We start from the raw sequence: 22153 nt of genomic DNA, 5'->3' as shown, positions 1-22153 counted from the left end.
GTTATTTGGCGCGCTCTTCCTGGATCAGCCACTTGCCGCCCGATTTCACCATTAGCAGCGTCTTGGTGCTGGAGGTCTTCATGTGGGTGGCGCGGTAGGACTGACGGAACTTCACGGTGGCATGATTGCCGTTGCTGAAGCTGACGCTCGCATCGCTGATGCCGATGCGGATGGACTTGGGCTTGCCGATGCGCTCTTCGCGTGCAGCTTCCCAGGCCGAGCGGCTTTCGCCGTCTGGCGTCTTGAAATCGTCGGCGTAGAACGACAGGTACTTCTTCACGTTCTGCGAGGACCAGGCGGCGGCCCAGGCGTTGACGGTCTTCATCACATCCTTGTCGCTGTTCGCCGCAGGGGCGGATTCGGGGTTCTTTTCGATCGGCGCGGGCTTGGCGGCGGCCGGTGCCGACGCCACGACGGCTGGTGCGGCCGGCTCGGGCTTGGTCGCCACGGCGCTGGGGGTCGACGCTACCGGTGCAGGCGCCGGGCGTTTGCCGCGCGTGCCGTTGGCGAACAGTTCCTGGATCATCGACAGCTTGGTCTGAGTCGCGGTGTTGCTGCGGTCCAGCTGCAATGCGCGGTCATAGGCCTGGCTCGCCATCTTGGCGTAGATGTCGCCCAGGTTCTCGTGGGCTGTGGCGTAGCTTGGATGGGTGCGGATCGCCATCTCCAGTGCCTGCTTGGCCTTGTCGTACTGGCCCTTGCTGGCGTACAGCACGGCGAGGTTGTTGTACGGTTCTGGCAGTTCGGGATAGTCCTCGGTCAGCGCCGCGAAGATCTTGATCGCCTCGGTGGTGTTGCCCTGCTCGGTCAGGATCAGGCCTTTCAGGAACCGCGCCTGCGCGTCCTTGGGTTTGCCGGCGAGGTAGCCGTTCACCTTCTCCAGCGCCTGGGCATGCTGGCCTTGCTTGAACAGCTTGTTGGCATCCTGGATGCTGTCGGCATGCGCCGCGAGGCTGGCGCCCAAGAGCAGCGCGCTGGCAAGCAGGGCGACAGAAGGGTTGAAACGAGCCAAACGAGTTTCGCTAAAACGGTTGAACATGTTCATCGTATTGTCGTTATCCTGAATATGGGCGGGGAATCGGCCCGAACTGGGGGCGGATTCTACCAAATCGGCCGCGTGTTTTCACAGTTAATGTCTTTCGGGGCGGGGGCTTTATCGGTGTTTTCGGGTAAAATCCGCCACGTATTTCGCCAACCATACCGAAGCCGAGAATAACAACATGAGCAGCGCACCACCCGTTTCCAATTTCATCCGCAGCATCATCGATGCCGACCTGGCCAGCGGCAAGCACCAGAGCATCGTCACCCGTTTCCCGCCGGAGCCGAACGGCTACCTGCACGTCGGCCATGCCAAGTCGATCTGCCTCAACTTCGGGCTGGCACAGGACTACCACGGCAAGTGCAACCTGCGCTTCGACGACACCAACCCGGAGAAGGAGAGTGAGGAATACGCACTGTCCATCCAGGAAGATGTGCACTGGCTGGGCTTCCAGTGGGACGGCCAGGTGCACTGGGCATCGGACTATTTCGATACGCTGTACGACTACGCGGTGGAGCTCATCAACAAGGGCCTGGCCTATGTGGACGACCTCACTCCCGAGCAGATGCGCGAATACCGCGGCACGCTGACCCAGCCGGGCAAGAACAGTCCGAGCCGCGACCGCAGCGTGGCCGAGAACCTGGACCTGTTCGCACGCATGAAGGCGGGCGAATTCGCCGACGGCGCGATGGTGCTGCGCGCCAAGATCGACATGGCCTCGCCCAACATGAACCTGCGCGACCCGGCCATCTACCGCATCCGCCGCGCGCACCACATCCGCACCGGCGACAAGTGGTGCATCTACCCGATGTACGACTACACCCACTGCATCTCCGACGCACTGGAAGGCATCACCCATTCCATCTGCACGCTGGAGTTCGAGGACCACCGTCCGCTGTACGACTGGGTGCTGGACAACATCAGCATCCCCTGCCACCCGCGCCAGTACGAGTTCTCGCGCCTGGAACTGCACTACACCATCACCAGCAAGCGCAAGCTGCTGCAACTGGTGAACGAGAAGCATGTCTCCGGCTGGGACGATCCGCGCATGCCCACGGTTTCCGGCATGCGCCGTCGCGGCTATACGCCGGAAGGCATCCGCGAATTCGCCAAGCGCATCGGCGTGTCCAAGGGCGAGAACAGCGTGGACATGGCGGTGATGGAAGGCGCGATCCGCGAAGACCTGGAACTGCGCGCACCGCGCGTGATGGCCATCATCAACCCGCTCAAGGTGACCATCACCAACGCCGACGGCGCGCAGACGCGCGAAGCCGACTTCCATCCGAACCAGCCCGAGCTGGGCAAGCGCGTCGTGCCGTTCTCCAGGGAACTGTTCATCGAAGCCGACGACTTCGCCGAAGTGCCGCCGGCAGGCTGGAAGCGCCTCACCCTCGGCGGCGAGATCCGCCTGCGCCACAGCTACGTGATGCGCTGCGACGAAGCGGTGAAGGACGCGACGGGCAAGGTGATCGAACTCAAGTGCAGCATCGACCACGACACGCTGGGCAAGAACCCGGAAGGTCGCAAGGTCAAGGGCGTGATCCACTTCCTTTCCAGTTTGCACGCGCTGCCCGTTGAGATCCGCCTGTATGACCGATTGTTCACCGTGCCGGAGCCAGATGCGGATAGAGAAGTGGATTTCTGCACACACCTCAATCCGGCATCGTTGACCGTGGTGCAGGGCTGGGTGGAGGCCTGCGTGAAGGACGCGGCACCCGAGACGCGCTACCAGTTCGAGCGCCTGGGTTATTTCTGCACCGACCGCCGAGATCACCGACCCGGCGAGAAGCTGGTGTTCAACCGCACCGTGACGCTGAAGGATTCATGGGCGAAGGAGCAGGGCTAACGCACTACCTTGACAAGGAGGCTGGCATGTACAAGCGCATTGTGGTTGCAGTGGATGGGAGTTCGACTTCTGACCTGGCCCTCGGCGAGGCGCTCAAGCTGGCCGGGGAAGGGCGATCTCAACTGTTGCTGTTGCATGTCAGCGAAGATTCATCGCTGGCCTGGAGTGGCGGAGACTGGATGGTTGGCTCACCGCCGGTAGTGTCTCCCGAATTTTTCGAGGAACTAGGTCAGCAGATACTCGCGCATGCGTTGGACAGAGTACGCAACGCCGGGCTGAATGCCGAACTTCGCCGAGTGGACGATGCCGGGCAGCGCGTCGGCAACGTCATCGCCAAGGAGGCGCAGGACTGGGAGGCCGACCTGATCGTGGTCGGATCGCATGGACGCAAGGGGCTGGATCGCTTTCTGCTGGGTAGCGTGGCGGAAGGCGTGATGCGGGCCGCGACGGTGCCGGTGCTGCTGGTGCGGGGCGCATAACCGTTTTTAATTGGAAGTTCTGAATCAATGCTGAAAATCTACAACACCCTCGCCCGCGACAAGCAGGATTTCAAACCCATCGAAGCAAACAAGGTCCGCATGTACGTGTGCGGCATGACGGTGTACGACTACTGCCACCTCGGCCACGCGCGGGTGATGGTGGTGTTCGACATGGTGTACCGCTGGCTCAAGGCTTCCGGATACGACGTGACCTACGTGCGCAACATCACCGACATCGACGACAAGATCATCAAGCGCGCGGCGGAGAACGGCGAATCCATCCATGCGCTCACGCAGCGATTCATCGACGCGATGCACGAGGACGCCGATGCGCTGGGCGTGCAGCGCCCGGGCCATGAGCCGCGCGCGACACAGTTCGTGCCGCAGATGCTGGCGATGATCGAGCAACTGGAAAAGAACGGCCTGGCCTATCAGGCGGCGGACGGCGATGTGAACTACGCAGTGCGCAAGTTCGACGGTTACGGCAAGCTGTCCGGGAAGTCGCTGGAAGACCTGCGTGCCGGAGAGCGCGTGGACGTGGCTTCCGACAAGAACGATCCGCTCGACTTCGTGCTGTGGAAGAGCGCGAAGGAAAGCGAAGCGGACGAGGTGAAATGGGACTCGAAGTGGGGCAAGGGGCGCCCCGGGTGGCACATCGAATGTTCGGCGATGGGTTCCGAGATCCTTGGCAAGCACTTCGACATCCACGGCGGGGGCGCGGACCTGCAGTTCCCTCACCACGAGAACGAGATCGCTCAGAGCGAGGGGGCGCACCAGTGCCAGTACGTGAACTACTGGATGCACAACGGCTTCGTGCGCGTGGACAACGAGAAGATGTCCAAGAGCCTCGGCAACTTCTTCACCATCCGCGAAGTGCTGCAGAAATACGACGCGGAAGTGGTGCGCTTCTTCATCCTGCGCGCCCACTACCGCAGCCCGCTGAACTATTCCGACGCGCATCTGGATGATGCGAAGGGCGCGTTGACGCGGCTTTACACTGCCCTGAAATCCGTTCGCCCTGAGCTTGTCGAAGGGCGTGCTTCGACAGGCTCAGCACGAACGGCCTTGGATTGGAACGGTGCCGCCGCGCAGCGTTTCAAGACCGCGATGGACGACGACTTCAACACGCCTGAGGCGATGGCCGTGCTGTTCGACCTGGCCAACGAGGTGAACCGTAACCAGTCCGCAGAAGCGGCGGCACAACTCAAGGCGCTGGCCGGGGTGCTGGGCTTGTTGCAACGCGACCCGCAGGCATTCCTGCAAGGCGGAGCGAGCGAAGGCGGCCTGGACGATGCCGCGATCGAAGCGCAGATCGCGGCGCGCATCGCGGCCAAGAAGGCGAAGAACTTCGCCGAAGCCGACCGCATCCGCAAGGAGCTGCTGGAAGCGGGGGTCGTGCTGGAAGACACCGCACAGGGCACGACCTGGCGGCGTGCTTAGAAGGCGCTAACGCTCCGATTGGAAATCTCTGCGTGAGAGACTTGCTCCGTTGCTAGACCCTGCAAAACGAAAGCTGCCGCTGTCCATCTGCCGGCACTGGTTAGCCGCAATTTCTGTGCTGGTGCTGGCCGGTTGCGCGAACGAGCCTCCCAAAGCTCCGGCGCCTGTCGTCAAAGCACCGCCTCCGCCGCCAACGGTGGCTCACAAGCCGCCGGTCAAGGTAACGCCGCCCCCCAAACCATTGACCGGCCCTGAGCTGGTCAACAGCCTGCTTCCGGCTACCCTTGCGGACAGAAACGGGTGGGCCGCGGATATCGTCGCCGCGTTCGAGGCATTGAACATCGTACCGAACAAGGCGAATGTCTGCGCCGTATTGGCCGAGATCGAACAGGAATCCTCATTCCAATCCGAGCCCGTTGTTATCGGGTTGAGCAGGATCGTCAGGCAGGAGCTGGAAGCGAGAAGACAGAGGTACGGGATACCGCAGTGGCTCATGGATAAGACTCTGGCGAGGAAATCCCCCAGCGGCCGGACCTATAGCGAACGCATCGATGCGCTCAAGACCGAGAACGATATGAATGACCTGTACGAGGACATGATCTCGGAGGTCCCGTTGGGGAAGAAATTCCTCGCCGATTACAATCCCGTGCGAACGGGCGGTCCCATGCAAGTCAGCATGGGCTTTGCCAATTCGTATGCGGCGACGAGACGCTATCCTTTCGTCCATGAAGGATCGTTGCGCGATGCGCTGTTTACCCGCAAAGGCGGTCTGTATTTCGGAATAGCGTACCTGCTGGATTATCCGGCGAGCTATGAAGGCACGAGTTTCCGTTTTGCCGACTATAACGCGGGGCGCTACTCCAGCAGGAACGCCGCATTCCAGAATGCGGTGAGTTCGCTGAGCGGCATCCCTTTGAAGCCGGACGGCGATTTGCTGAACTACCAGGACGGAGTCGCGCTTGAGGACCCCAGCCAGACCATGCAAACCTTGCTCGCCATCGCGCCGCGCCTGGGCATGGACAGGGCCGAAATCTTCCGCAATCTGTTGCTCGAAAAATCCCCCGCCTTCGAGCAAAGCCGTTTGTACACCAGGATATTTGCCTTGGCTCCGATGATGCCGCGTGCCGCGGTTCCGGACATCGTGGTCAGGAGCCCGAAGTTTTCACGCAGGCTGACCACGCCGTCGTATGTGAAGCGAGTCGAGGAACGCTACCGAAGCTGTCTGAAGAAGTGAGGAGTAGTGGCGATCACAGGAAAAGCGCGATGGGAGTCGCGCTTCTTGTTTTGCAGGATTCAAGAGAATGACTTTTAGGTTGCTAACGTGGAGTTGAGGCGCCCTGCACGGCTTTTCGCGCAGGGCGCCTCGAACGCGGGTTTAGAAATCACTTGCCGCTACCACTACCGCTTTGATTTTGCGAAGTACTAGATGGGGTTGACGCGGTTGCACTAGCAACGGGAGCGGCAGTGCTAGCAATAGGCTGGGGTTGGAGATTGGACGCACCGTTAAAGCTTTTTTGGAGATTTACTGCGCCGTTAAAGCTATCCATAGCGATACCAGGCTGAACTTTGGTTGCGCCGTTAAAACTTTCGCGCAATGGAGCAGGTTGGGTTGGTTTCGTTGGTTCGTTTGCCATGACTTTCTCCTTTGACGTGTATGAATGAATCGCAGTGGCGATGCCAATAACTGCGGTGAAAATTACACCGACCCCAAAGGCCCATAAAGCAATTGAGTCCGCCTTAGTGAGCACTGGATCGTTTCCGCAACTGGTTCCCGTCAATACTTGTTCGATGTACGTTCGGTTGCGGCGAAATACGACTAACACTGAAACGAGCGCCACAAGAAAACTTGCGATTGCCCCGACGTAAAGAACGAGTGCTTCAGCAGACGAAAGGCCTACGGTGGTTAGCAGCGTAATAAGAAGACCAATCCCTCCTGCTGCCAACGTCAGAATGCTTTTGTCATGTTCAAGTGATGTGTTGAACCACGCATTTACGCTTGATGCGTAATACTCGACTTCCTTCTGGTGACGAATTTCTTCGGGTGTCATTGTGATTGCGCAGATTGCCTCGAACGCAGGGTTATGAGTTAAAGGTCTAAGGCGATGGTGCCGAGGGAGACTATTCGCGTCGTTAGGCGCACACCCTAATGCCTCGCTTGAGGCGCGTCAACAAGTCTGAAGGCCTATATATTTTCGGTCAGGGCAGCTTGCCTGCCTCAACCATGCGGTTGAGCAGGATGTTGTTGGAGATCCAGGTGACCAGGTCGTCGTAATCCGGTGTGGCGGTGTGGCTGACGAAATTGTTGTCGTTGTCGGCATTGTTGCCTTCATCCGTGGTTGCGGCCGGAACAGGCGCGATCTGCTGACCGGCGGGCGTGTAGGCGCCCAAGCCGTTGGTCCCATGGGAAACGACCATCGCCGGAATGCCGGTTGCGACATAATTGGTTGTGCCTGCAGCCGTCAGTACATTCAGGTTGCCGGACGAGCACAAGGCAAAGGAAGATTGAGTAGGAATAGGGACGGAACAGCCGCTACCGAGAGTGCCGAGACTGATGGCATCGGCAAAAACTGCGGTGACGCGATAAGTGAAGCGCCGCCCCCAGGCATCCGTTTCGCTGACGCCCAAGGTGGCCCACGGCAGCACCCCCCCGGCCGCCTGACTTGATCCTGATCCCGTTAAATTGGTGCAAGTGTTGGTAGAGGTATTGTAGGCCTCTACCCCGGCATTGGTTTGCCCTGTGGCGATGGTGCCGTCGGCAGGGCAAGGCAGGCGGCCGTTGCTGATGGCGAAACCGATCAGTGCTTCGCGCGCCTCGTCCAGAAGCTTTTCCGTCGTCGAGATTTTCTGCTGTTCCATTTGCGCGCTGAGGGGAACCAGCAGGCCGCCCAGCAGCAGGCCGACGATCATCAGCACCATCGCGATCTCGACGAGGGTGAAGCCTTGTTGCCGGTGATGTGAAAGATTTACGGGCATGGCGCGACGTTCAGGTTGGTGTCGATGCAATATAACGTATCGTTGAAAGTGGCGCTGGCGGTTCCGCTCTGGTAGTCGGCATCGCCGCCGCTGTTCGGGTGGTTGCCGGCGTTGCGTCCCTCGAGGTAGTTGGTGATGACGGCGCGCTGCGCGTCGGTGGTGGAACTGGCGCGGACCTGGCCGGAGAGCCGGCTGCCGGCGAACATCACGACCGCGGCGTAAGGGCCGCTGCCGTTCACCGACAGGCAGTCGCCGCAAGGAGCGGTCTGCAGGTTGCCGGGGCGGTATTCGCGCGACAGCGCGTAGAACAGGTGATCCTTCCAGTTGGTCCACCAGGGATAAGCTTCTGCCCAGCCTGTAGGACAGTTGGTCGCATTGACCAGCAAGTTGTAGTTGCTCATGGTGTTGCCGGTGGTCGTATAAGCATCGTTCACCCGGTAGGGAACCCGCCCGGAATACAGGCCGACCTGATCGTCGTAGTTGAGGTTCCTGCCGTAGTCCGCCAGAGAGAGCGGCGCAGGCCATGGCAGGCTTTTGTTGGCAGCCGGGTTGCCAGCGGGCTTGCCGTTGGCTGCGCCGAACGCTGCGATGCACTTGGCCACGCTTTGCGTCATGTTGTTGAGCGTGGCGCGAAAATCGTTGCGCTTTTGTATTGCGTTCCAGATGTCCTGCCGGGTGATGAACAGCATCTGGTCGTTGATGCCTGCTGCCGTGCCGAGCCGGAATTTGCTGATGGCGTTGGCGACCGCAGACACGGCGGCATTGTCGATCATGCCGTCGCTGTCGAGGTAATTGCTCGCGGTGTAATTCCCGCCGCAAACCGGCGCGCTGGCATCGGCAGTGCGTGCCTGGCTGTTCTGCGCGACGCCCGGTGCGAAGATGACGGCGACAGCCTGGTTGTCCGCCGGGGTGAGCAGCGTGGTGCCGTCGGATGCATAGACCTGTAGCTGCCCGTTGGTATCCCAGTTCATCAGGTCGGTCGCGGTATTGTTCTTGTAGGCGCCGGAAACCGCGTACCACAGGCACTCGCCGTTGCCGTCGCGCAGCGGGGGCAGGTCGAGCGTTTTCCACGGCAGCCGGCCAATCTGGCTGATGTTCTTGCCGCCGCAGCTGACGGACGCGATTCCTTCGGTTGCGCCCAGCGTCCCGCCAGCTTGGTTGGGGCAGGGCAGGTAGCCATGCACTGCGCCGGGATGGGTGTCGCCATAGGTGATGGCATAGCCGATCAGGGCATCCCTGGCCTGGGCCAGCGCGGCGGCGGTTTTTGCCTGGCGCTCGCTCCTGAGGCTGGCGGAATTCAGCGAACTCACCAGCGTGGCGGCGAGGCCGAGCACCAGAATGACCAGCATCACCATCAACGCCGCGCCGCGCTGCCTGTCCAGGCTGGGGTGACGTTTGCGCGGGTGCATGAGGCCTATTTGCCGGAGCCGGCGGCGGGAGCGACGAGCACTTTCTGTCCGACCTTGACCTTGACCGGCGTCTTCTGGCCGGGAACGGCAACGGGCAGGCTTTCCGGCGAGCGTTCGTCGCTTGCGCCGGCGTTCTGCGGCACGCCGTTGATCCATACCGTGCGCCCGCCGCCGCGTTTCTGCACGATGCCGTTCACGGTCAGCACGCCGCGGCTGTTGCGGGGATCGGTATTCTGCAGTTTGCCATAGTCTAGTTGTGCGCGTTCTGCGGGGGTGTAGAACAACCGGCCCAGTTCTTCCGCGCCGCATGCCTGCGCGCCCATGAGCAACGCGATCAGTGCGCCAGTGTGGATGGGGGGGGTCATGGCGCCTCGTTCCGCTTCTTCAGTGTGATCCAGCCGCCGTTGCATTCGGCCGTGAGATGGATCGCCGGGTTCCCGTCCGACGCGGCGGTACGCTGCATGGTGCAACCTTCCAGCAGGTACCAGCCCTTGATCTGGCTGCGCAGGGCGGTGAAGAAGTCGAGCAGTTGGCCTTCGTGCAGCAGATCGAATTGCAGTTTCATCTCGCTGTAGCGGATGTCGAAATCGCCGCTGGCTATGGGGGGCTGCGGGGCATAGGGGATTTGCGGGGCGATGTTGTAGCGGAAGTCGGTCACCAGATTCTGCTGGCGAATGTTCTCCAAGCCCTCTACCCAGTCCAGGCGGCGGTCTTCGCCGATGATACCGAAATCGGCCAACGTGGCGTATTCGTCGGCGTAGGCCGCCATGTTCTCCTTGTCTTCCAGCGCACCGTTCAACTGGCTGCGGGCTGCGTTGAGTTGCTGCAGCGCGTCGTGGTGGTCCTTGCGTGTCTGTTCCGCATACCGGGCGCTGCTGTACAAAACGACCGCGCTGGCGAAAATCGCTGCAAAAATCGCCAGCACGCTCGAACGGATCAACTGGAAGTCGGATGGGGTGAACCTCATGCCGGCGGCCTCCATGAGAGCTTCAGGGAAAAGCCGAGCGCTTCGGCGCCGGGCTCGCGCTGGTCGGCGATGTTGCCGCCCGGGCTGACGTCCAGAGGCCTTCGCAGCACCGCCACCTGGTAGCCTTGTGCACTCAAGTCGCGCCGGAAATTCTCCAGGTAATCCAGCGCCGCACGGTAATTGTTCGAGAAGCCGGTCAGACGTCCGTTGAGGGTGATGGTACGGGCGGGAACGTCAATCCGCGTGTTGTTCGTGCCGGGTTCCGCGACATCCATCCGCCAGGAGAGTTCGTCCAGTTCGATCTGCGGATAGCGGTCCATCATCGAGCTGACGGGGCGCAACACATCGCCGGGCATATGGCCGTGCTCGTCGAGCTTATGCATGACCGATACTGCAGTCTTCATCTCCGAGGCCGGGGTGTGGGTGGCGGGGAAAGTGAGCGTGATCTGCCGTGCTTCTTCCCGGATGCGTTGCGTCTGGATTTTGAGCGACGCGGCCTCATCTGCGTTTTCGCGGCTCTGCCAGATATCCGCTGCCGCGAACAATAGGCTGCCCAGCAGGAGTGCGGCGCTGGCCCAGCTCAGTACGTTGCGCAGCTGCCAGAGCGTGTTGTAGCGGGTGTGTTCGGTATTGGCATAGTTGGCCTTGGGTGGCTCGGCGAGCAACTGGTGCAAGAAGACCTGGCTGGCATCCGAGTCGGTGAAGTCATAGTCGATGCTGAGTTGCCCGGCGATATCCGCAAGGTCGACGAATTCATAGCGCATGTCCGCGTCCCTCGGGAGTTCCAGCTGCAGCTCGGTCAGATCGCGGCTATGGCCCAACAGGCGCACGTCGAGCGTTTGTCCCGACGGCAGCAGGCTCAGGCTCTTGAGGTACTGGTAGGTGCGGCCGAGTTCGGCGACGACGGCCTGTTGAAAGGTGAGGTCGGCGGTGATGGGAGTCAGGCGCGATATCTGCAGGCGATGGTCGCTGAAGTAGGTCTGGCGCAAGCCGGAATATTTTTCCCAGGAAATGAGCAGCAGATGGTCCGATGGGTGGTCCTTGACCAACGGGGCGCTGATCTGGGGGACGGAATAGATCCCCATGAGCGGGGTGCGCCGGGCCATTACGATGTCCAGCCAGGGCAGGATCAGCGCCGGATTGGTCAGGGCCGAGAACAGCATGTCGTCGTCGCGTCGGCCGCCCTTCTGTCGCTGCAACAGGGTGGCTTGGCGGAACGGCGTGGCGCGGTAGAACTGCTCGAACTTGCGCTGCAGCAGCGCGGTCCGCTTGCCGCCGATCAGGTGCGGCACGGTTTCCTGGCGGAAGTCTTCCTCGATCAGGTCGACCAGCAGATAGGCCGGGAAGCTCACCGACTGCAACAGGACGGAGAAGGCGTCGTGCCCGTCCGGCGAATCGGGGAATTCGTATTGTGCGGCGATGCTGCCGCCGTCCATGAGCTGGGCATGGAGGCGGTCGGAACTCAGGAACAGCAGCAGGTGATGGCTCATCAGAATTTCACCTTGCCGATCAGGTCGTAGATCGGCGACAGCACCGACAGCATCACCCAGCCGAGCATCAGGCCGAGAACAATGGTCATGGTCGGCTCGATCATGACTTGCACTTTCTTGATGGCGTCTTTCACGTCGCGATCGTAGAAGTAACTGACATTGAGCAGCGCCTTGTCCAGCGAGCCGGTGGCCTCGCCGACCCTCAGCATGCGTATCACCAGGGGAGGGAACATGCCGGTGTTCTGGAAACTCTGGGTGAGGTTCTTGCCCGATTCGATCTCATGCGTGACGTCATCCAGGCTCTTGGCGATCACGCGGTTGTTGACCACGTCGCGCGAGTTCGCGATGCAATCGAGGATGCTCACGCCCGAGCCGTACATCATGGCGAAGGTGTTGGCGAAACGCGCCAGGATGATCTTGCGCAGGATGGGGCCGGTCACCCACAGATTGAGCTTGAGGTTGTCGAATCTGTATTGCATCTCCGTGCTGGAGCCGATGACCAGTTTGGCTGCGATCGGCAGAACCACCGGCAGGGCGACGAGGATGTACCAGTAATCGACGAAGAACGCCGAGGTGGCAAGCAGCAGGCGCGTCTGGAAGGGGATCTCCTGGCCCATGCCCTGGATGAATCCGACCAGTTGCGGCACCAGGTAGATCATCAGGAAGAAGGTGATCCCCAGCACGACGGTGCCGACGAAGGCCGGGTAGAGCATGATGGTCTTGGTGTGCGCGGACATTTCATCCTGCCACTTCAGCGACTCGGTGATGTGTTCGAACACTTCCGGCAGGCGCCCGCTTTCCTCTCCGGCATGCGTCAGGCTGACGAATATCTTGTCGAACGCATCCGGGTGTTGCGCCATCGCCTGCGAGAGCTTGAGGCCGCCTTCGATGGATTCGATCAGGTTGGCGATGATCTCGCGGAAGCGCAGGTCGTTCATGGTGTCGCGAAGATCGGCGAGGCATTCCAGCAGCGGCACGCCCGCGCGGGTGAGCTGTTCCAGATTGAAGAAGAAGGTGATCAGCTCGGTGCGTTTGATTCTCCTGCTTCCCCAGACGGAGTTGCCGCTGTCGATCCGGGCATCGATCAAGTCCAGGCCGCCGCGTTTCAGCCGCAACTCGAGGTCCACCAGGTTGGCCGCATCCTGCAGGCCGTTGCTGGGTTTGCCCTTCTCGTCGATCGCGCGGTAGGAATAGAGCGCCATGTCAGAGCCTGTCGGTCAGGTCCACCACGCGGCTGACTTCGCTGAGCGAGGTGATCCCCTGCTGGATGCGACGTATCCCGTCCATCGCCAGCGGGCGGAATCCTTTTTCCAGCGCCGCATCCCGGATCTGCCGCGTGCTGACGCGGCGCGACACCAGATCGTCCAGGTCGTGATCCATCTTGAGCAGTTCCATGATGGCCATGCGTCCCCGGTAGCCCTGATGGTTACAGGTGTCGCAGCCGGCGGCACGGTACAGGGTGACGTCTTCCTGGGCGGGGATGCCCAAGAGTTTGCGCTCCAGCATGTCGGGCTGGTAGGGATATTTGCATTCGTTGCACAGGACGCGCACCAGCCGCTGCGCCACGATGCCGATGATGTTGCCGGCCATGATGTCCGGCAGGATACCGATGTCCAATAACCGCGGGATCGCACCGATAGCCGAGTTGGTGTGTAGCGTCGAGTACACTTGGTGGCCGGTCATCGCGGCGCGGAACGCCATCTCGGCGGTGGGATGGTCGCGGATCTCGCCGACCAGGATGATGTCCGGGTCCTGGCGCATCATGGAACGGATGCCGTTGGCGAAGTCCAGCTTGACCGCCTCGTTCACCGAGGTCTGGCGGACCAGCGACAGCGGGTATTCCACCGGGTCTTCCAGGGTCATGATGTTGACCGACTCGGTGTTGATGTGGTTCAGCACCGAGTACAGCGTGGTGGTCTTGCCGCTGCCGGTGGGGCCGGTGACCAGCACGATGCCCTCCGGTTTGGCGATGATCATGTGCAGCGTGTTGAGCGCGCTTTCGTCCAGCCCGATCTGGTCGAGCGGCACGATGCCTTTCTGCCGGTCGAGGATACGCAGCACCATGTTCTCGCCGTGCGTGGTCGGGTGCGAGGCGACACGGAAATCGATGGGACGGCCCGACAGGCGCAGCGAGATGCGCCCGTCCTGCGGAGCGCGCGTCTCGGCGATGTTCATGCCGCTCATCACCTTCAGGCGCACCACCATCGCCGGCCAGAAACTCTTGTGCAGGCTGCGCACCTGGCGCAGCACCCCGTCGATGCGGTAGCGGATGCGCAGGAAGCTGCTTTCCGGTTCGAAGTGGATGTCGGATACGCCGCGCTGCACCGCCTCGGTCAGCAGCGCGTCGATCAGGCGCACCACCGGCTGGCTGAATTCGTTCACGCCGGATTGCAGCGCCTGGTATTCCATCTCGCCCGGCTCGATCTCGTGCAGGATGCCGTCGATGGATAGCTCGAAACCGTAGTACTGGTCGATCGCGCGCAGGATGTCGGATTCGCTGGCGAGCTGGGTGATCAGCCGGTATTCGTCCTTGAGCAGGGCGCGCACCTGGTCCAGCGCGATGATGTTGTCCGGGTCGGCGACCGCGAGGGTCAGGATGCGTCCCACCTTTTCCACCGACAGCGGCAGCAACTGGTAGCGCCGCGCGACGTCCTTGGGAATGAGCGCCAGTGCGGCCGGGTCGACGATGATGGCGGAGAGGTCGACGCTCTCCTGGCCGAGATTCTCCGACAGCACGTCGCGGATGGTGGCTTCGGACAGGAAGCCCAGGCGCACCAGCAGGCGCCCCAGCGGCTGGTGCGTCTTGTTCTGTTCCTGCAGCGCGATGCGCAACTGGTCGTCGCTGATGACGCCCTTGTCGACCAGTATCCGTCCCAGCGGTTGTTGGAGTTGGTTGTCTGTCATGGCTAACGGTTCAGATCGTCGATGCGTTGCGAAACTTGCGCGTGGTCGAAGCCTGCGCTGCGCAACGGGTCGAGTTGCAGGGCGCGCTGGTAATACTGCGCGGCCAATCTGGCCTGGCCGAGATGGTCGAGGCTGACGGCGAGGTTAAAGGCGAATTCGGCATTGCCGGGCTCCAGCGTACAGGCATTGAAGTAGGCCTGCTGGGCTTCGCCCCAGCGCGATTGCCCGGCATACAGGTTGCCCAGCGCAAAGTGCAGGACGGGGGAATTGCCCTGCTCGCGCAACAGCAATTTCAGGCGGCTCTCGTTATTGTCGTCTTCCGGGTTCAACGCCGACATGCCGGCATTCGCCGCGGCATTGCGCGGGTCGAGCACCAGCACGCTGGCGTAGTACTGCTTAGCGAGTTCGAGTTCTCCGCGTTGTTGGGCGATGGCCGCCAGGCCAAGCAATGCGTCGGAATTCTGTGCATCCTTCCTGTACATCGCCAGATACAGTTGCTGCGCCTCGTCCAGCTTGCCGTTGCGGTAGGCCTGATAGGCATCCCTGAGCAGCGGCTCGATCACCTCGGCGCGTGGGTGTTCGATGCGTATGGGCGCAGGGCTTTCGCGCGGTTGTGGTGCGGGCAGTGGTGCGATTTCCACAGGAGCGGCTGGTGGGGAAGTTTCCTGCCCCTTGTCGGCGGCAACCGGCTCCCTGCTGGTTGCAGGCAGCGGGGCGGGGGGGCTTGCGGCGGCCAGGGGGGGCGCGCTGGCAGGGCGCGGTGTTGTGTCGCTCGCTGAGCCGACTAGCCATAGATACACAGCGCCGCTGCCGAGCAGCAACACTATGCCGCCCAAGCCGAACAGCAGCTTGCGATCGAGTCGCGCGAGTCCGTCAAAAGGGAGCGGGGACTTTGCGGAAAACAGGTTCTGCCCGGCATTGCGCGCCGCGTCTTTGGTATCGGTAGCAGCGTTCCCGCTCTGACCGGAAGCAGAAGGAGCATGGTCGTCCTGCTGCGCGGACCGCGCTTGCAACGACTTCTTGCGGGCATCCAGGAGCAGGCTCATGTTCTGGATTTCTCAGGGCTTGCCGGCGGCCGGTTCTTTGAAGAAATTCCGGTCCGGCAGCGTATCGCGATAGGCGCTGAAATCCCCATCCAGGCTGGCATCCTTGAGCACCACCGGGCGCAGGAAGATCACCAGTTCCGTTTTTGTCGAGGTGTCATTGCGATGCTTGAAGAATTCACCGGCGACGGGTATTCCGGATACGCCGGGTACGGCATCGGTGAAGTTGTCTATGCGATCCTCCATCAGGCCGCCCAGCACGGCGATCTGGTTGTTGTCGATTTTCAGTACCGACTCCATCTCGCGGGTCGAGGTTTGCGGAATCTTGTTGTTGGTCACTCCCGGGGTCGGATCTGTCGCATCGGTGAGTAGGCGTGTAATTGAGGGGCGAACATTGAGCAGGACGGTGTCGCTGTCATTGATCTGAGGTGTCACGCTCATGGTGAAGCCAATGGGCACCGTATTGACGGTGGTGGTAAAGGTGACGATAGGGGTGCACGGGGCGGGAGAACAAGGCGTGGTGGTCGAATTGACGATGAAATACACCCTGTTGTCCACCACACGCAGCATCGCAGTCTGGTTGTTCATGACGCTCAGCTTGGGGCTGGACAACACCTTTACCGTGCCGAACGATTCCAGCAGGGAAACCGAAGCGGACAGATTGCCCAGCCTGGAAGTGGGGTTGAGGTAGTTGAGAGTAAAAAGGTTGGCCGTATTAGCGCTGGGCAACCCTATCGTAGCCGCCTGCCGCAACTGGAATCCGGTGCCGTTGCGTTGCAATAGCGACCAGTCGATGCCCTGCTTGTAATTGTCGTTCAGGCGAACTTCCACCACGGTTGCCTCGATCAGCACCTGCCGACGGGCGCTGGACATGATCTGGTCGATGAATTCCTGGATCTTCTCATGCTGCTTGCCGGTGGCGCGCACGGTGATGATGCCGGTCTCGGGGTTGGCGATGACCGACGCGGCCTCGCGGAAGGTGCTGCGGCGGGTGATGGTCGCTCCGCCTTCCTGCACCATCACCGGGTTGGGACTGTTTTCGATCCCTTCCCTGGCGGTTTGCCTTTTGCCCGGCGTGGTCTGCGCGCCGGTGCCTGTGCTGCTGGTGGCGTTGCTCTGCTGCACTACGGTTTCGCTCGAGCCCTCGGGCAGGATCTTGTCGGTTTCGCGCAGGATGTCCTTGATGTTCTGGGTCAGGGTATCCCAGAAATGATTTTTCGACACCCCCTTGATCGAAAGCGAGGAGTTGTTGCCCGTGACGGCCGAGACGGTCGAGCCCGTCGTGGTGACGGAGCCTAGCTGGGAGGTGTTCGAGATCGTGCCGTCCGAGTCGCGCGACATGTTCACGTAGTCGATCTTGTAATGGTGCAGGTACGGGCTGTCCGGCATCACGATCAGGTTGCCGTTGTCCAGTTCGTAGCGCATGTCCACCTGTTTGGCGATGCGCGCGAGGATCTGCGGCAGGGTCTGGTTGAGTGCGTTCAGCGTGACCATACCCTGTATGCCGGGGTGGATGTCCAGGTTGATCTTCGCGTCGCGCGCCAGCGCGAACAGGATCTCCTGCGCGGGAAGATTGGTGACGACGACGCTGTAGGTCTCTGCTTTGGCGGCGGGTTTGGGCGGGGGAAGCGCTGCGCTGTGCTTCAGGGGTTGCGGTATCGCGGTTGCGGCCGGCTGGCTGCTTTGCCGCTGGATATGCTTATCCGATGGCTGGAGCGGCTTGGTGCCACAGCCCGCCAGAATCGTGCTGATGGCGCAGAGATATATTATGTTGCGTGAACGCATTTTTTGGTTTTCCCCGCCCTCTCCCTCATTTGTCGAGCAGCCTAGCAGCTTTGCGAGTCTTGCTCAATATGCCTATTGAGCCCGCCTAGTAGGTATAGACGTGAATGGAGCCGGCAAAGGCATCCTGATAACGCTGGGGCAGGTTCCTGGTTGCGGTGCGAGCGGCATCCACCGACGGGTACGCGCCGTAGACCACACGCAAACCGTCCTTGTCGCCGAACTTTGCGGGCAGCAAATAGATCTCGGAGAGCTTGCCCAATTCCTCCGCGCGCTTCAGGAAGCCTTCGATGCGTGCCGGCTGGATTTCCTCCTTGTAGAACAGCTGGATGCTGGCAACGGCGGCTTTCTGCTCAAGCAATTGCCTGCCTGCCGCCAGACGTTGGTTGAACAGGCCGGCCTTGCCTGCCGCCGGTATGTCGTTTGGCACAGGTGTGGGCGCTGCGATATCGCTCGCAGTCGTTTTCGGCTGAAGCGGAAGATCGGCCGCGCTGTCCTGGCTGCCGCCGTCAGCGAGAGATTTGTCTGGCTGTGATGAGGCCGGCAGTGATGCCAGGGTCTGGTGCTCCTGCACTTGCGGGTTCAGCATCCGCCAGCCGGCAAAGCTGGACAGGAGCAGCACGGCAGCCGCGCCTCCCATCAGCAGTTTTTTGTCCGGCAGGGTGCGGACGGGTTTGATCTCGCTGTCGCGCATCGCGGCCTGCACATGACGCGCTTCGATGTTATGGGTGTCTTCCACGAAGGCGGCCAGCAGCGACTTGTCCGCGAGGATGTTGACGCGGCGCATCAGTCCGTTGGAGGCGCTGGCGATGAGTTTGATGGCGGCCGGTGAGAAGATGTTCGGGCCGTGATAGCCCGCTGCACGCATGCGGAACATCAGATAGCTATCGAGGACGTTGCGCGACAGTGGCTGCATGTGGAAGTGATGGATGATGCGATCCTTGAGCTGGCGCATGTTCGGCTGGTCCAGCTTGGTGTTCAGTTCCGGCTGGCCGAACAGGATGATCTGCAGGAGTTTTGCGTTCCCGACCTGCAGGTTGTAGAGCAGGCGCAGCTCTTCCAGGGTGTCCAGCGGCATGGCGTGAGCCTCATCCACCAGCACGACGATGCGCTTGCCTTCGCGCGCCTTTTCCTCGAGTTTGTTCTGGATGTTGTGCATGATGACGCCGACCCGCTCGTTGTCGACGTGCAGGTCGAGTGCATCGGCGATCGCATACAGCATCTCTTCGCGCGACAGGCTGGGGTTGGCCAGGTAGATGGTTTCGGTATGTTCGGGCAGGCGTTCCAGCAGCATGCGGCACAACATGGTCTTGCCGCTGCCGACTTCGCCGCTGACCTTGATGATGCCTTCGGCTTCGCTTAACGAATAGATCAGCGCCTCGAGAATCTCGCCGCGATTGGCGCCGGAAAAAAAGAATTCCGTGACGGGGGTGATCCTGAATGGCGGCTCGTTGAGTCCGAAATGCTCTAGGTACATGCCGAGGTCCTTGATATGTGGCGTTTTTCTTTCGCTTCCATGCGGCTAAGCAAGTGGAGATCGATGCCGGGGGCGGCAATGATCATCGGGGAAGGAGGATAACGGCAAGCGTACGCAAGCTCAATAGCCCGGATGCATAGATATTCTTCGGACAGGACACAGGTTGAGCATTGTCTGTGCTGTGGTTTAGAATGCGCGCTCTTGAATTATTTTGGGTTTTGGATTTTGTCTTCGTCTCCCCTGGTCGAAATTCGCGACCTCAACTTCGCCTACGATAAGCGGCCTGTCCTGGAGAAGATCAATATGGTCTTCCCCAAGGGGAAGCTGATCGCCATCATGGGGCTGAGCGGTTGTGGCAAGACCACGCTGCTGCGCCATATCGGCGGCGCGCTCAAGCCCACCAAGGGCTACATCAAGGTGGCCGGGCAGGTGATCCATGAGCTGGATCAGGACGGGCTGTATGCGATGCGCCGCAAGATGGGCATGCTGTTCCAGTTCGGAGCGCTGTTCACCGATATGTCGGTGTATGACAACGTGGCGTTCCAGATGCGGGAGCATACCAACCTGCCGGAGGAGCTGATCCACGACCTGGTAATGATGAAGCTGCATGCCGTTGGTTTGCGCGGCACGCATGATCTGATGCCTTCCGAGCTGTCCGGTGGTATGGCGCGGCGCGTGGCGCTGGCTCGAACCGTGGCGCTCGATCCGATGTTGATCATGTACGACGAGCCGTTTGCCGGGCTCGACCCGATTTCGCTGACGGTGGTGGGTGACCTGATCCGGCGCCTGAACGATGCGTTGGGCGCAACATCGGTGGTGGTGACCCACGACGTGCAGGAGTCGCTGAAGATCGTTGACTACGTTTATTTCATGGCGAACGGGGTAATCATGGCGGAGGGAACGCCCGACGAGATTCGCGCGTCGGACAGGGACTTCGTGCACCAGTTCGTGCATGGCGAAATGGACGGTCCCGTGCCGTTCCACTATCCTGGCGGCGATTACCGCCAGGACTTGAGTTTGAGGGTCTGAGACTATGCCGGCAGCTAAAGCGTTCAGGGGTATTGGCCACCGCGCGATCAACGCGGTGTGGCGCATCGGCGTGGCGACACGCTTTTTCCTGCTCACCTTGATATATTCCGGAACCAGCCTGCGGCGTTTCCAGTTGATCATCAAGGAGCTGTTTTCCACCGGGGTGATGTCGCTCATCATCATCATCGTGGCCGGCTTGTTTGTCGGCATGGTGCTAGGCTTGCAGGGCTATGAAACGCTCAAGCGCTATGGTTCTGAATCGGCGCTCGGTGTGATGGTGGCGCTGGGCTTGGTGCGGGAACTGGGACCTGTGGTGGCCGCGCTGTTGTTCGCCAGTCGTGCCGGCTCGGCGATGACGGCGGAGATCGGCCTGATGAAGGCGACCGAACAGATCACGGCGATGGAGATGATGGCGGTCAATCCGATCGCGCGCATCGTGGCGCCTCGCTTCTGGGCGGGCATCATTTCCATGCCGCTGCTGGCCGCGATATTCAGCGCTGTGGGCGTTTTCGGCGGCTATTTCGTCGGCGTCGTGCAGATCGGCGTGGACGAAGGCTCATTCTGGTCGCAAATGCAGGCAGCCGTGGATTTTCGCGAGGACATCCTGAACGGGGTGATCAAGAGCTTCGTGTTCGGTTCGGTGGTGACGGTGATCGCGCTGTTCGAGGGCTACGACGCGCCGCCCACTGCGGAGGGCGTGTCCGGCGCGACGACGCGCACGGTGGTGACTTCGTCGCTGGCCATCCTGATGCTGGACTTCATATTGACCGCAATCATGTTTAGAGGAAATTAAGTTATGGAACGCACTACGCTGGATTTATGGGTAGGCATATTCGTGGTGGGCGGCGTCGCCGCACTGGTGATGCTGGCAATGAAGGTCGGGAACCTGGGCACATACAATGTGTCGGATTCCTACCAGGTACAGGCTTACTTCTCGAATATCGGCGGCCTGAAGCCCAAGGCGTCGATCAAGAGCTCGGGCGTGCTGGTGGGGCGCGTGACGGATATATCGCTGGATATGGAGCGTTACGAGGCCAAGGTGACCATGAGCCTGGACAAGCGTTACAAGTTCTCCAAGGATACTTCAGCAAAGATTCTGACCTCCGGCCTGCTCGGCGAGCAGTACATCGGCCTGGAGGTCGGCGGTGATACTGAGACGCTGAAGAACGGCGATGAACTGAAGATGACGCAGTCTGCGGTGGTGCTGGAAGATCTGATCGGCAAGTTCCTGTACAGCAAGGCTGAGGAACCGGCCAAATAACGAGTGTATGTAAGGAGTGTCAAGAATGCGTGGTTTGCTTAAATTGGTTGTGGGATTGTTCTGTATGGTCGGAGTCGCGCAGGCCGAGATGGTTGCGCCCGACGTGTTGATCAAGAATACCGTGCAGGATGTCATCACGATTATCAAGCAGGACAAGGATATCCAGGCCGGCAACCAGAAGAAGATTCTGGAAATGGTGGATGCAAAGGTGCTGCCGCATTTCGATTTCGAGCGCATGACCCGGCTTGCCGTCGGCAAGAGCTGGCGTACGGCGACGCCGGAGCAGAAACAGGCGCTGGTGACCGAGTTCCGCAACATGCTGGTGCGTACCTATACCAAGGCGTTCACGGTTTACCGCGACCAGACGATCGAAGTGAAGCCGTCCAAGATCGCGGATGATGCGACCGAGGTCACGGTCAAGACCTCCATCAACAAGCCGGGCGCACAGTCGATCCCGGTTGATTATGAAATGGGCAAGACCGCCAACGGCTGGAAGGCCTTTGACCTGTCAATCGAGGGGGTCAGCATGGTGGGCAGCTATCGCGGCACGTTTGCAACACAGATCCAGCAGGGCGGTATCGACGGCCTGATCAAGACGCTGGCGGACAAGAATGCGGCCGCCGCGACCACTCCCCTGCGCAAGGCGGAGACAAAATGATCACGCGCGAGGGCGGGCGAGTGGTGGTGCGCGGTCGCTTGACCATAGAAACCGTCCCCGCCTTGTTCGAAGCCGGCTTGCAGCAACTGGCAGCGGAGGATCTGGTGGTGGATTTCTCTCAGGTCGAGGCTGTCGATTCCGCGGCGGTCAGCATGTTGCTGGGCTGGTTGCGAGCCGCCCAGCGCAGCCAGCGCACCTTGAGCGTCACGGCGCTTCCCGAGGACTTGCTCAGTCTGGCGCGCCTGTATGGCGTGGCCGACCTGCTGCCGCAACAAGCCAGTTAGTCCCTCCCGGCGCGCGGGGGCTGTATGCCGCGCCCGGTCTTTAGTATCATGCGCAACCTTTTGCGCATCTCC

The 22153-nt window shown here is 60.9% G+C and carries 21 protein-coding genes; 9 read left to right on the top strand and 12 right to left on the bottom strand.

Going from position 1 to position 22153, the window contains the following annotated elements; genetic code table 11:
- Position 1 precedes the first annotated feature (1 nt).
- On the bottom strand, positions 2-1045 hold the full coding sequence (locus FGKAn22_RS09770; RefSeq protein WP_246487383.1) for a L,D-transpeptidase Cds6 family protein: 1044 nt from the start codon (positions 1043-1045) through the stop codon (positions 2-4).
- 175 nt (positions 1046-1220) lie between these two features.
- Between FGKAn22_RS09770 and FGKAn22_RS09765 the strand changes: the two genes are divergently transcribed.
- Genes FGKAn22_RS09765 through FGKAn22_RS09750 form a run of 4 tightly spaced genes read left to right on the top strand, consistent with a single transcriptional unit; the run spans position 1221 to position 6038 of the window.
- Complete coding sequence (locus FGKAn22_RS09765; protein WP_212785457.1) at positions 1221-2885, top strand: glutamine--tRNA ligase/YqeY domain fusion protein; 1665 nt, start codon at positions 1221-1223, stop codon at positions 2883-2885.
- A 26-nt stretch (positions 2886-2911) separates the two neighbouring features.
- Entirely contained in the window at positions 2912-3364 is a 453-nt protein-coding gene (locus tag FGKAn22_RS09760) for a universal stress protein (protein WP_212785456.1), read from the top strand.
- Between the two features lie 27 nt (positions 3365-3391).
- Entirely contained in the window at positions 3392-4804 is a 1413-nt protein-coding gene (gene cysS, locus FGKAn22_RS09755) for a cysteine--tRNA ligase (RefSeq protein WP_212785455.1), read from the top strand.
- Positions 4805-4853: 49 nt separating this feature from the next.
- Positions 4854-6038: a DUF1615 domain-containing protein gene (locus FGKAn22_RS09750; protein WP_246487382.1), complete on the top strand. Its 1185-nt coding sequence runs from the start codon at positions 4854-4856 to the stop codon at positions 6036-6038.
- Between the two features lie 148 nt (positions 6039-6186).
- Here the strand turns inward: FGKAn22_RS09750 and FGKAn22_RS09745 are convergent, their stop codons facing one another.
- The 11 genes from FGKAn22_RS09745 to FGKAn22_RS09695 all read right to left on the bottom strand — a co-directional run bounded on the left by FGKAn22_RS09745 (position 6187) and on the right by FGKAn22_RS09695 (position 18849).
- Positions 6187-6852 carry a hypothetical protein gene (locus FGKAn22_RS09745; RefSeq protein ID WP_212785454.1) on the bottom strand — a complete coding sequence of 222 codons (666 nt, stop codon included), beginning with the start codon at positions 6850-6852 and terminating at the stop codon, positions 6187-6189.
- A gap of 148 nt (positions 6853-7000) precedes the next feature.
- Positions 7001-7777, bottom strand: a complete 777-nt coding sequence (locus FGKAn22_RS09740) for a type II secretion system protein (RefSeq protein ID WP_212785453.1) — start codon at positions 7775-7777, stop codon at positions 7001-7003.
- A complete protein-coding gene (locus tag FGKAn22_RS09735) occupies positions 7768-9186 on the bottom strand; it encodes a hypothetical protein (RefSeq protein WP_212785452.1) in 1419 nt (472 codons plus the stop codon). The genes FGKAn22_RS09740 and FGKAn22_RS09735 overlap by 10 nt, the downstream gene beginning before the upstream one ends.
- Positions 9187-9191: 5 nt before the next feature.
- Positions 9192-9551: a hypothetical protein gene (locus tag FGKAn22_RS09730; RefSeq protein ID WP_212785451.1), complete on the bottom strand. Its 360-nt coding sequence runs from the start codon at positions 9549-9551 to the stop codon at positions 9192-9194.
- Entirely contained in the window at positions 9548-10153 is a 606-nt protein-coding gene (locus tag FGKAn22_RS09725) for a hypothetical protein (protein WP_212785450.1), read from the bottom strand. Before FGKAn22_RS09725 ends, FGKAn22_RS09730 begins: the two co-directional genes overlap by 4 nt.
- Positions 10150-11643 (bottom strand): hypothetical protein, encoded by a 1494-nt coding sequence (locus FGKAn22_RS09720; RefSeq protein WP_212785449.1) that lies wholly within the window; start codon positions 11641-11643, stop codon positions 10150-10152. The genes FGKAn22_RS09725 and FGKAn22_RS09720 overlap by 4 nt, the downstream gene beginning before the upstream one ends.
- Complete coding sequence (locus FGKAn22_RS09715) at positions 11643-12845, bottom strand: type II secretion system F family protein (protein WP_212785448.1); 1203 nt, start codon at positions 12843-12845, stop codon at positions 11643-11645. The genes FGKAn22_RS09720 and FGKAn22_RS09715 overlap by 1 nt, the downstream gene beginning before the upstream one ends.
- Position 12846: 1 nt before the next feature.
- A complete protein-coding gene (locus FGKAn22_RS09710) occupies positions 12847-14547 on the bottom strand; it encodes a GspE/PulE family protein (protein WP_212785447.1) in 1701 nt (566 codons plus the stop codon).
- Between the two features lie 2 nt (positions 14548-14549).
- A complete protein-coding gene (locus tag FGKAn22_RS09705) occupies positions 14550-15593 on the bottom strand; it encodes a tetratricopeptide repeat protein (protein WP_212785446.1) in 1044 nt (347 codons plus the stop codon).
- A gap of 12 nt (positions 15594-15605) precedes the next feature.
- On the bottom strand, positions 15606-17375 hold the full coding sequence (locus tag FGKAn22_RS09700) for a type II secretion system protein GspD (protein WP_212785445.1): 1770 nt from the start codon (positions 17373-17375) through the stop codon (positions 15606-15608).
- Between the two features lie 85 nt (positions 17376-17460).
- Positions 17461-18849: an ExeA family protein gene (locus tag FGKAn22_RS09695; RefSeq protein ID WP_212785444.1), complete on the bottom strand. Its 1389-nt coding sequence runs from the start codon at positions 18847-18849 to the stop codon at positions 17461-17463.
- 225 nt (positions 18850-19074) lie between these two features.
- On the opposite strand from FGKAn22_RS09695, the gene FGKAn22_RS09690 reads away from it, so the two are divergent.
- Genes FGKAn22_RS09690 through FGKAn22_RS09670 form a run of 5 tightly spaced genes read left to right on the top strand, consistent with a single transcriptional unit; the run spans position 19075 to position 22081 of the window.
- Complete coding sequence (locus tag FGKAn22_RS09690; RefSeq protein ID WP_212785443.1) at positions 19075-19878, top strand: ABC transporter ATP-binding protein; 804 nt, start codon at positions 19075-19077, stop codon at positions 19876-19878.
- Positions 19879-19882: 4 nt separating this feature from the next.
- Positions 19883-20671 (top strand): lipid asymmetry maintenance ABC transporter permease subunit MlaE, encoded by a 789-nt coding sequence (mlaE, locus tag FGKAn22_RS09685; RefSeq protein WP_212785442.1) that lies wholly within the window; start codon positions 19883-19885, stop codon positions 20669-20671.
- Between the two features lie 3 nt (positions 20672-20674).
- Positions 20675-21139 (top strand): outer membrane lipid asymmetry maintenance protein MlaD, encoded by a 465-nt coding sequence (gene mlaD / locus FGKAn22_RS09680; protein WP_212785441.1) that lies wholly within the window; start codon positions 20675-20677, stop codon positions 21137-21139.
- 25 nt (positions 21140-21164) lie between these two features.
- On the top strand, positions 21165-21797 hold the full coding sequence (locus tag FGKAn22_RS09675; protein ID WP_212785440.1) for an MlaC/ttg2D family ABC transporter substrate-binding protein: 633 nt from the start codon (positions 21165-21167) through the stop codon (positions 21795-21797).
- On the top strand, positions 21794-22081 hold the full coding sequence (locus FGKAn22_RS09670) for an STAS domain-containing protein (protein WP_212785439.1): 288 nt from the start codon (positions 21794-21796) through the stop codon (positions 22079-22081). Before FGKAn22_RS09675 ends, FGKAn22_RS09670 begins: the two co-directional genes overlap by 4 nt.
- Positions 22082-22153 lie beyond the last annotated feature (72 nt).

Source organism: Ferrigenium kumadai (assembly GCF_018324385.1).
GTDB classification, from domain to species: domain Bacteria; phylum Pseudomonadota; class Gammaproteobacteria; order Burkholderiales; family Gallionellaceae; genus Gallionella; species Gallionella kumadai.
This window is presented reverse-complemented; position numbering and strand designations above follow the sequence as displayed.

What these genes read in the sequence shown, in the direction of transcription:
- FGKAn22_RS09745 (WP_212785454.1), bottom strand. Translation starts at nt 6,852, where the DNA reads ATGACACCCGAAGAAATTCGTCACCAGAAGGAAGTCGAGTATTACGCA.
- FGKAn22_RS09765 (WP_212785457.1), top strand. Translation starts at nt 1,221, where the DNA reads ATGAGCAGCGCACCACCCGTTTCCAATTTCATCCGCAGCATCATCGAT.
- FGKAn22_RS09770 (WP_246487383.1), bottom strand. Translation starts at nt 1,045, where the DNA reads ATGAACATGTTCAACCGTTTTAGCGAAACTCGTTTGGCTCGTTTCAAC.
- mlaE (WP_212785442.1), top strand. Translation starts at nt 19,883, where the DNA reads ATGCCGGCAGCTAAAGCGTTCAGGGGTATTGGCCACCGCGCGATCAAC.
- FGKAn22_RS09695 (WP_212785444.1), bottom strand. Translation starts at nt 18,849, where the DNA reads ATGTACCTAGAGCATTTCGGACTCAACGAGCCGCCATTCAGGATCACC.
- cysS (WP_212785455.1), top strand. Translation starts at nt 3,392, where the DNA reads ATGCTGAAAATCTACAACACCCTCGCCCGCGACAAGCAGGATTTCAAA.
- FGKAn22_RS09710 (WP_212785447.1), bottom strand. Translation starts at nt 14,547, where the DNA reads ATGACAGACAACCAACTCCAACAACCGCTGGGACGGATACTGGTCGAC.
- FGKAn22_RS09675 (WP_212785440.1), top strand. Translation starts at nt 21,165, where the DNA reads ATGCGTGGTTTGCTTAAATTGGTTGTGGGATTGTTCTGTATGGTCGGA.
- FGKAn22_RS09705 (WP_212785446.1), bottom strand. Translation starts at nt 15,593, where the DNA reads ATGAGCCTGCTCCTGGATGCCCGCAAGAAGTCGTTGCAAGCGCGGTCC.
- FGKAn22_RS09720 (WP_212785449.1), bottom strand. Translation starts at nt 11,643, where the DNA reads ATGAGCCATCACCTGCTGCTGTTCCTGAGTTCCGACCGCCTCCATGCC.
- mlaD (WP_212785441.1), top strand. Translation starts at nt 20,675, where the DNA reads ATGGAACGCACTACGCTGGATTTATGGGTAGGCATATTCGTGGTGGGC.
- FGKAn22_RS09740 (WP_212785453.1), bottom strand. Translation starts at nt 7,777, where the DNA reads ATGCCCGTAAATCTTTCACATCACCGGCAACAAGGCTTCACCCTCGTC.
- FGKAn22_RS09715 (WP_212785448.1), bottom strand. Translation starts at nt 12,845, where the DNA reads ATGGCGCTCTATTCCTACCGCGCGATCGACGAGAAGGGCAAACCCAGC.
- FGKAn22_RS09700 (WP_212785445.1), bottom strand. Translation starts at nt 17,375, where the DNA reads ATGCGTTCACGCAACATAATATATCTCTGCGCCATCAGCACGATTCTG.
- FGKAn22_RS09730 (WP_212785451.1), bottom strand. Translation starts at nt 9,551, where the DNA reads ATGACCCCCCCCATCCACACTGGCGCACTGATCGCGTTGCTCATGGGC.
- FGKAn22_RS09760 (WP_212785456.1), top strand. Translation starts at nt 2,912, where the DNA reads ATGTACAAGCGCATTGTGGTTGCAGTGGATGGGAGTTCGACTTCTGAC.
- FGKAn22_RS09725 (WP_212785450.1), bottom strand. Translation starts at nt 10,153, where the DNA reads ATGAGGTTCACCCCATCCGACTTCCAGTTGATCCGTTCGAGCGTGCTG.
- FGKAn22_RS09670 (WP_212785439.1), top strand. Translation starts at nt 21,794, where the DNA reads ATGATCACGCGCGAGGGCGGGCGAGTGGTGGTGCGCGGTCGCTTGACC.
- FGKAn22_RS09735 (WP_212785452.1), bottom strand. Translation starts at nt 9,186, where the DNA reads ATGCACCCGCGCAAACGTCACCCCAGCCTGGACAGGCAGCGCGGCGCG.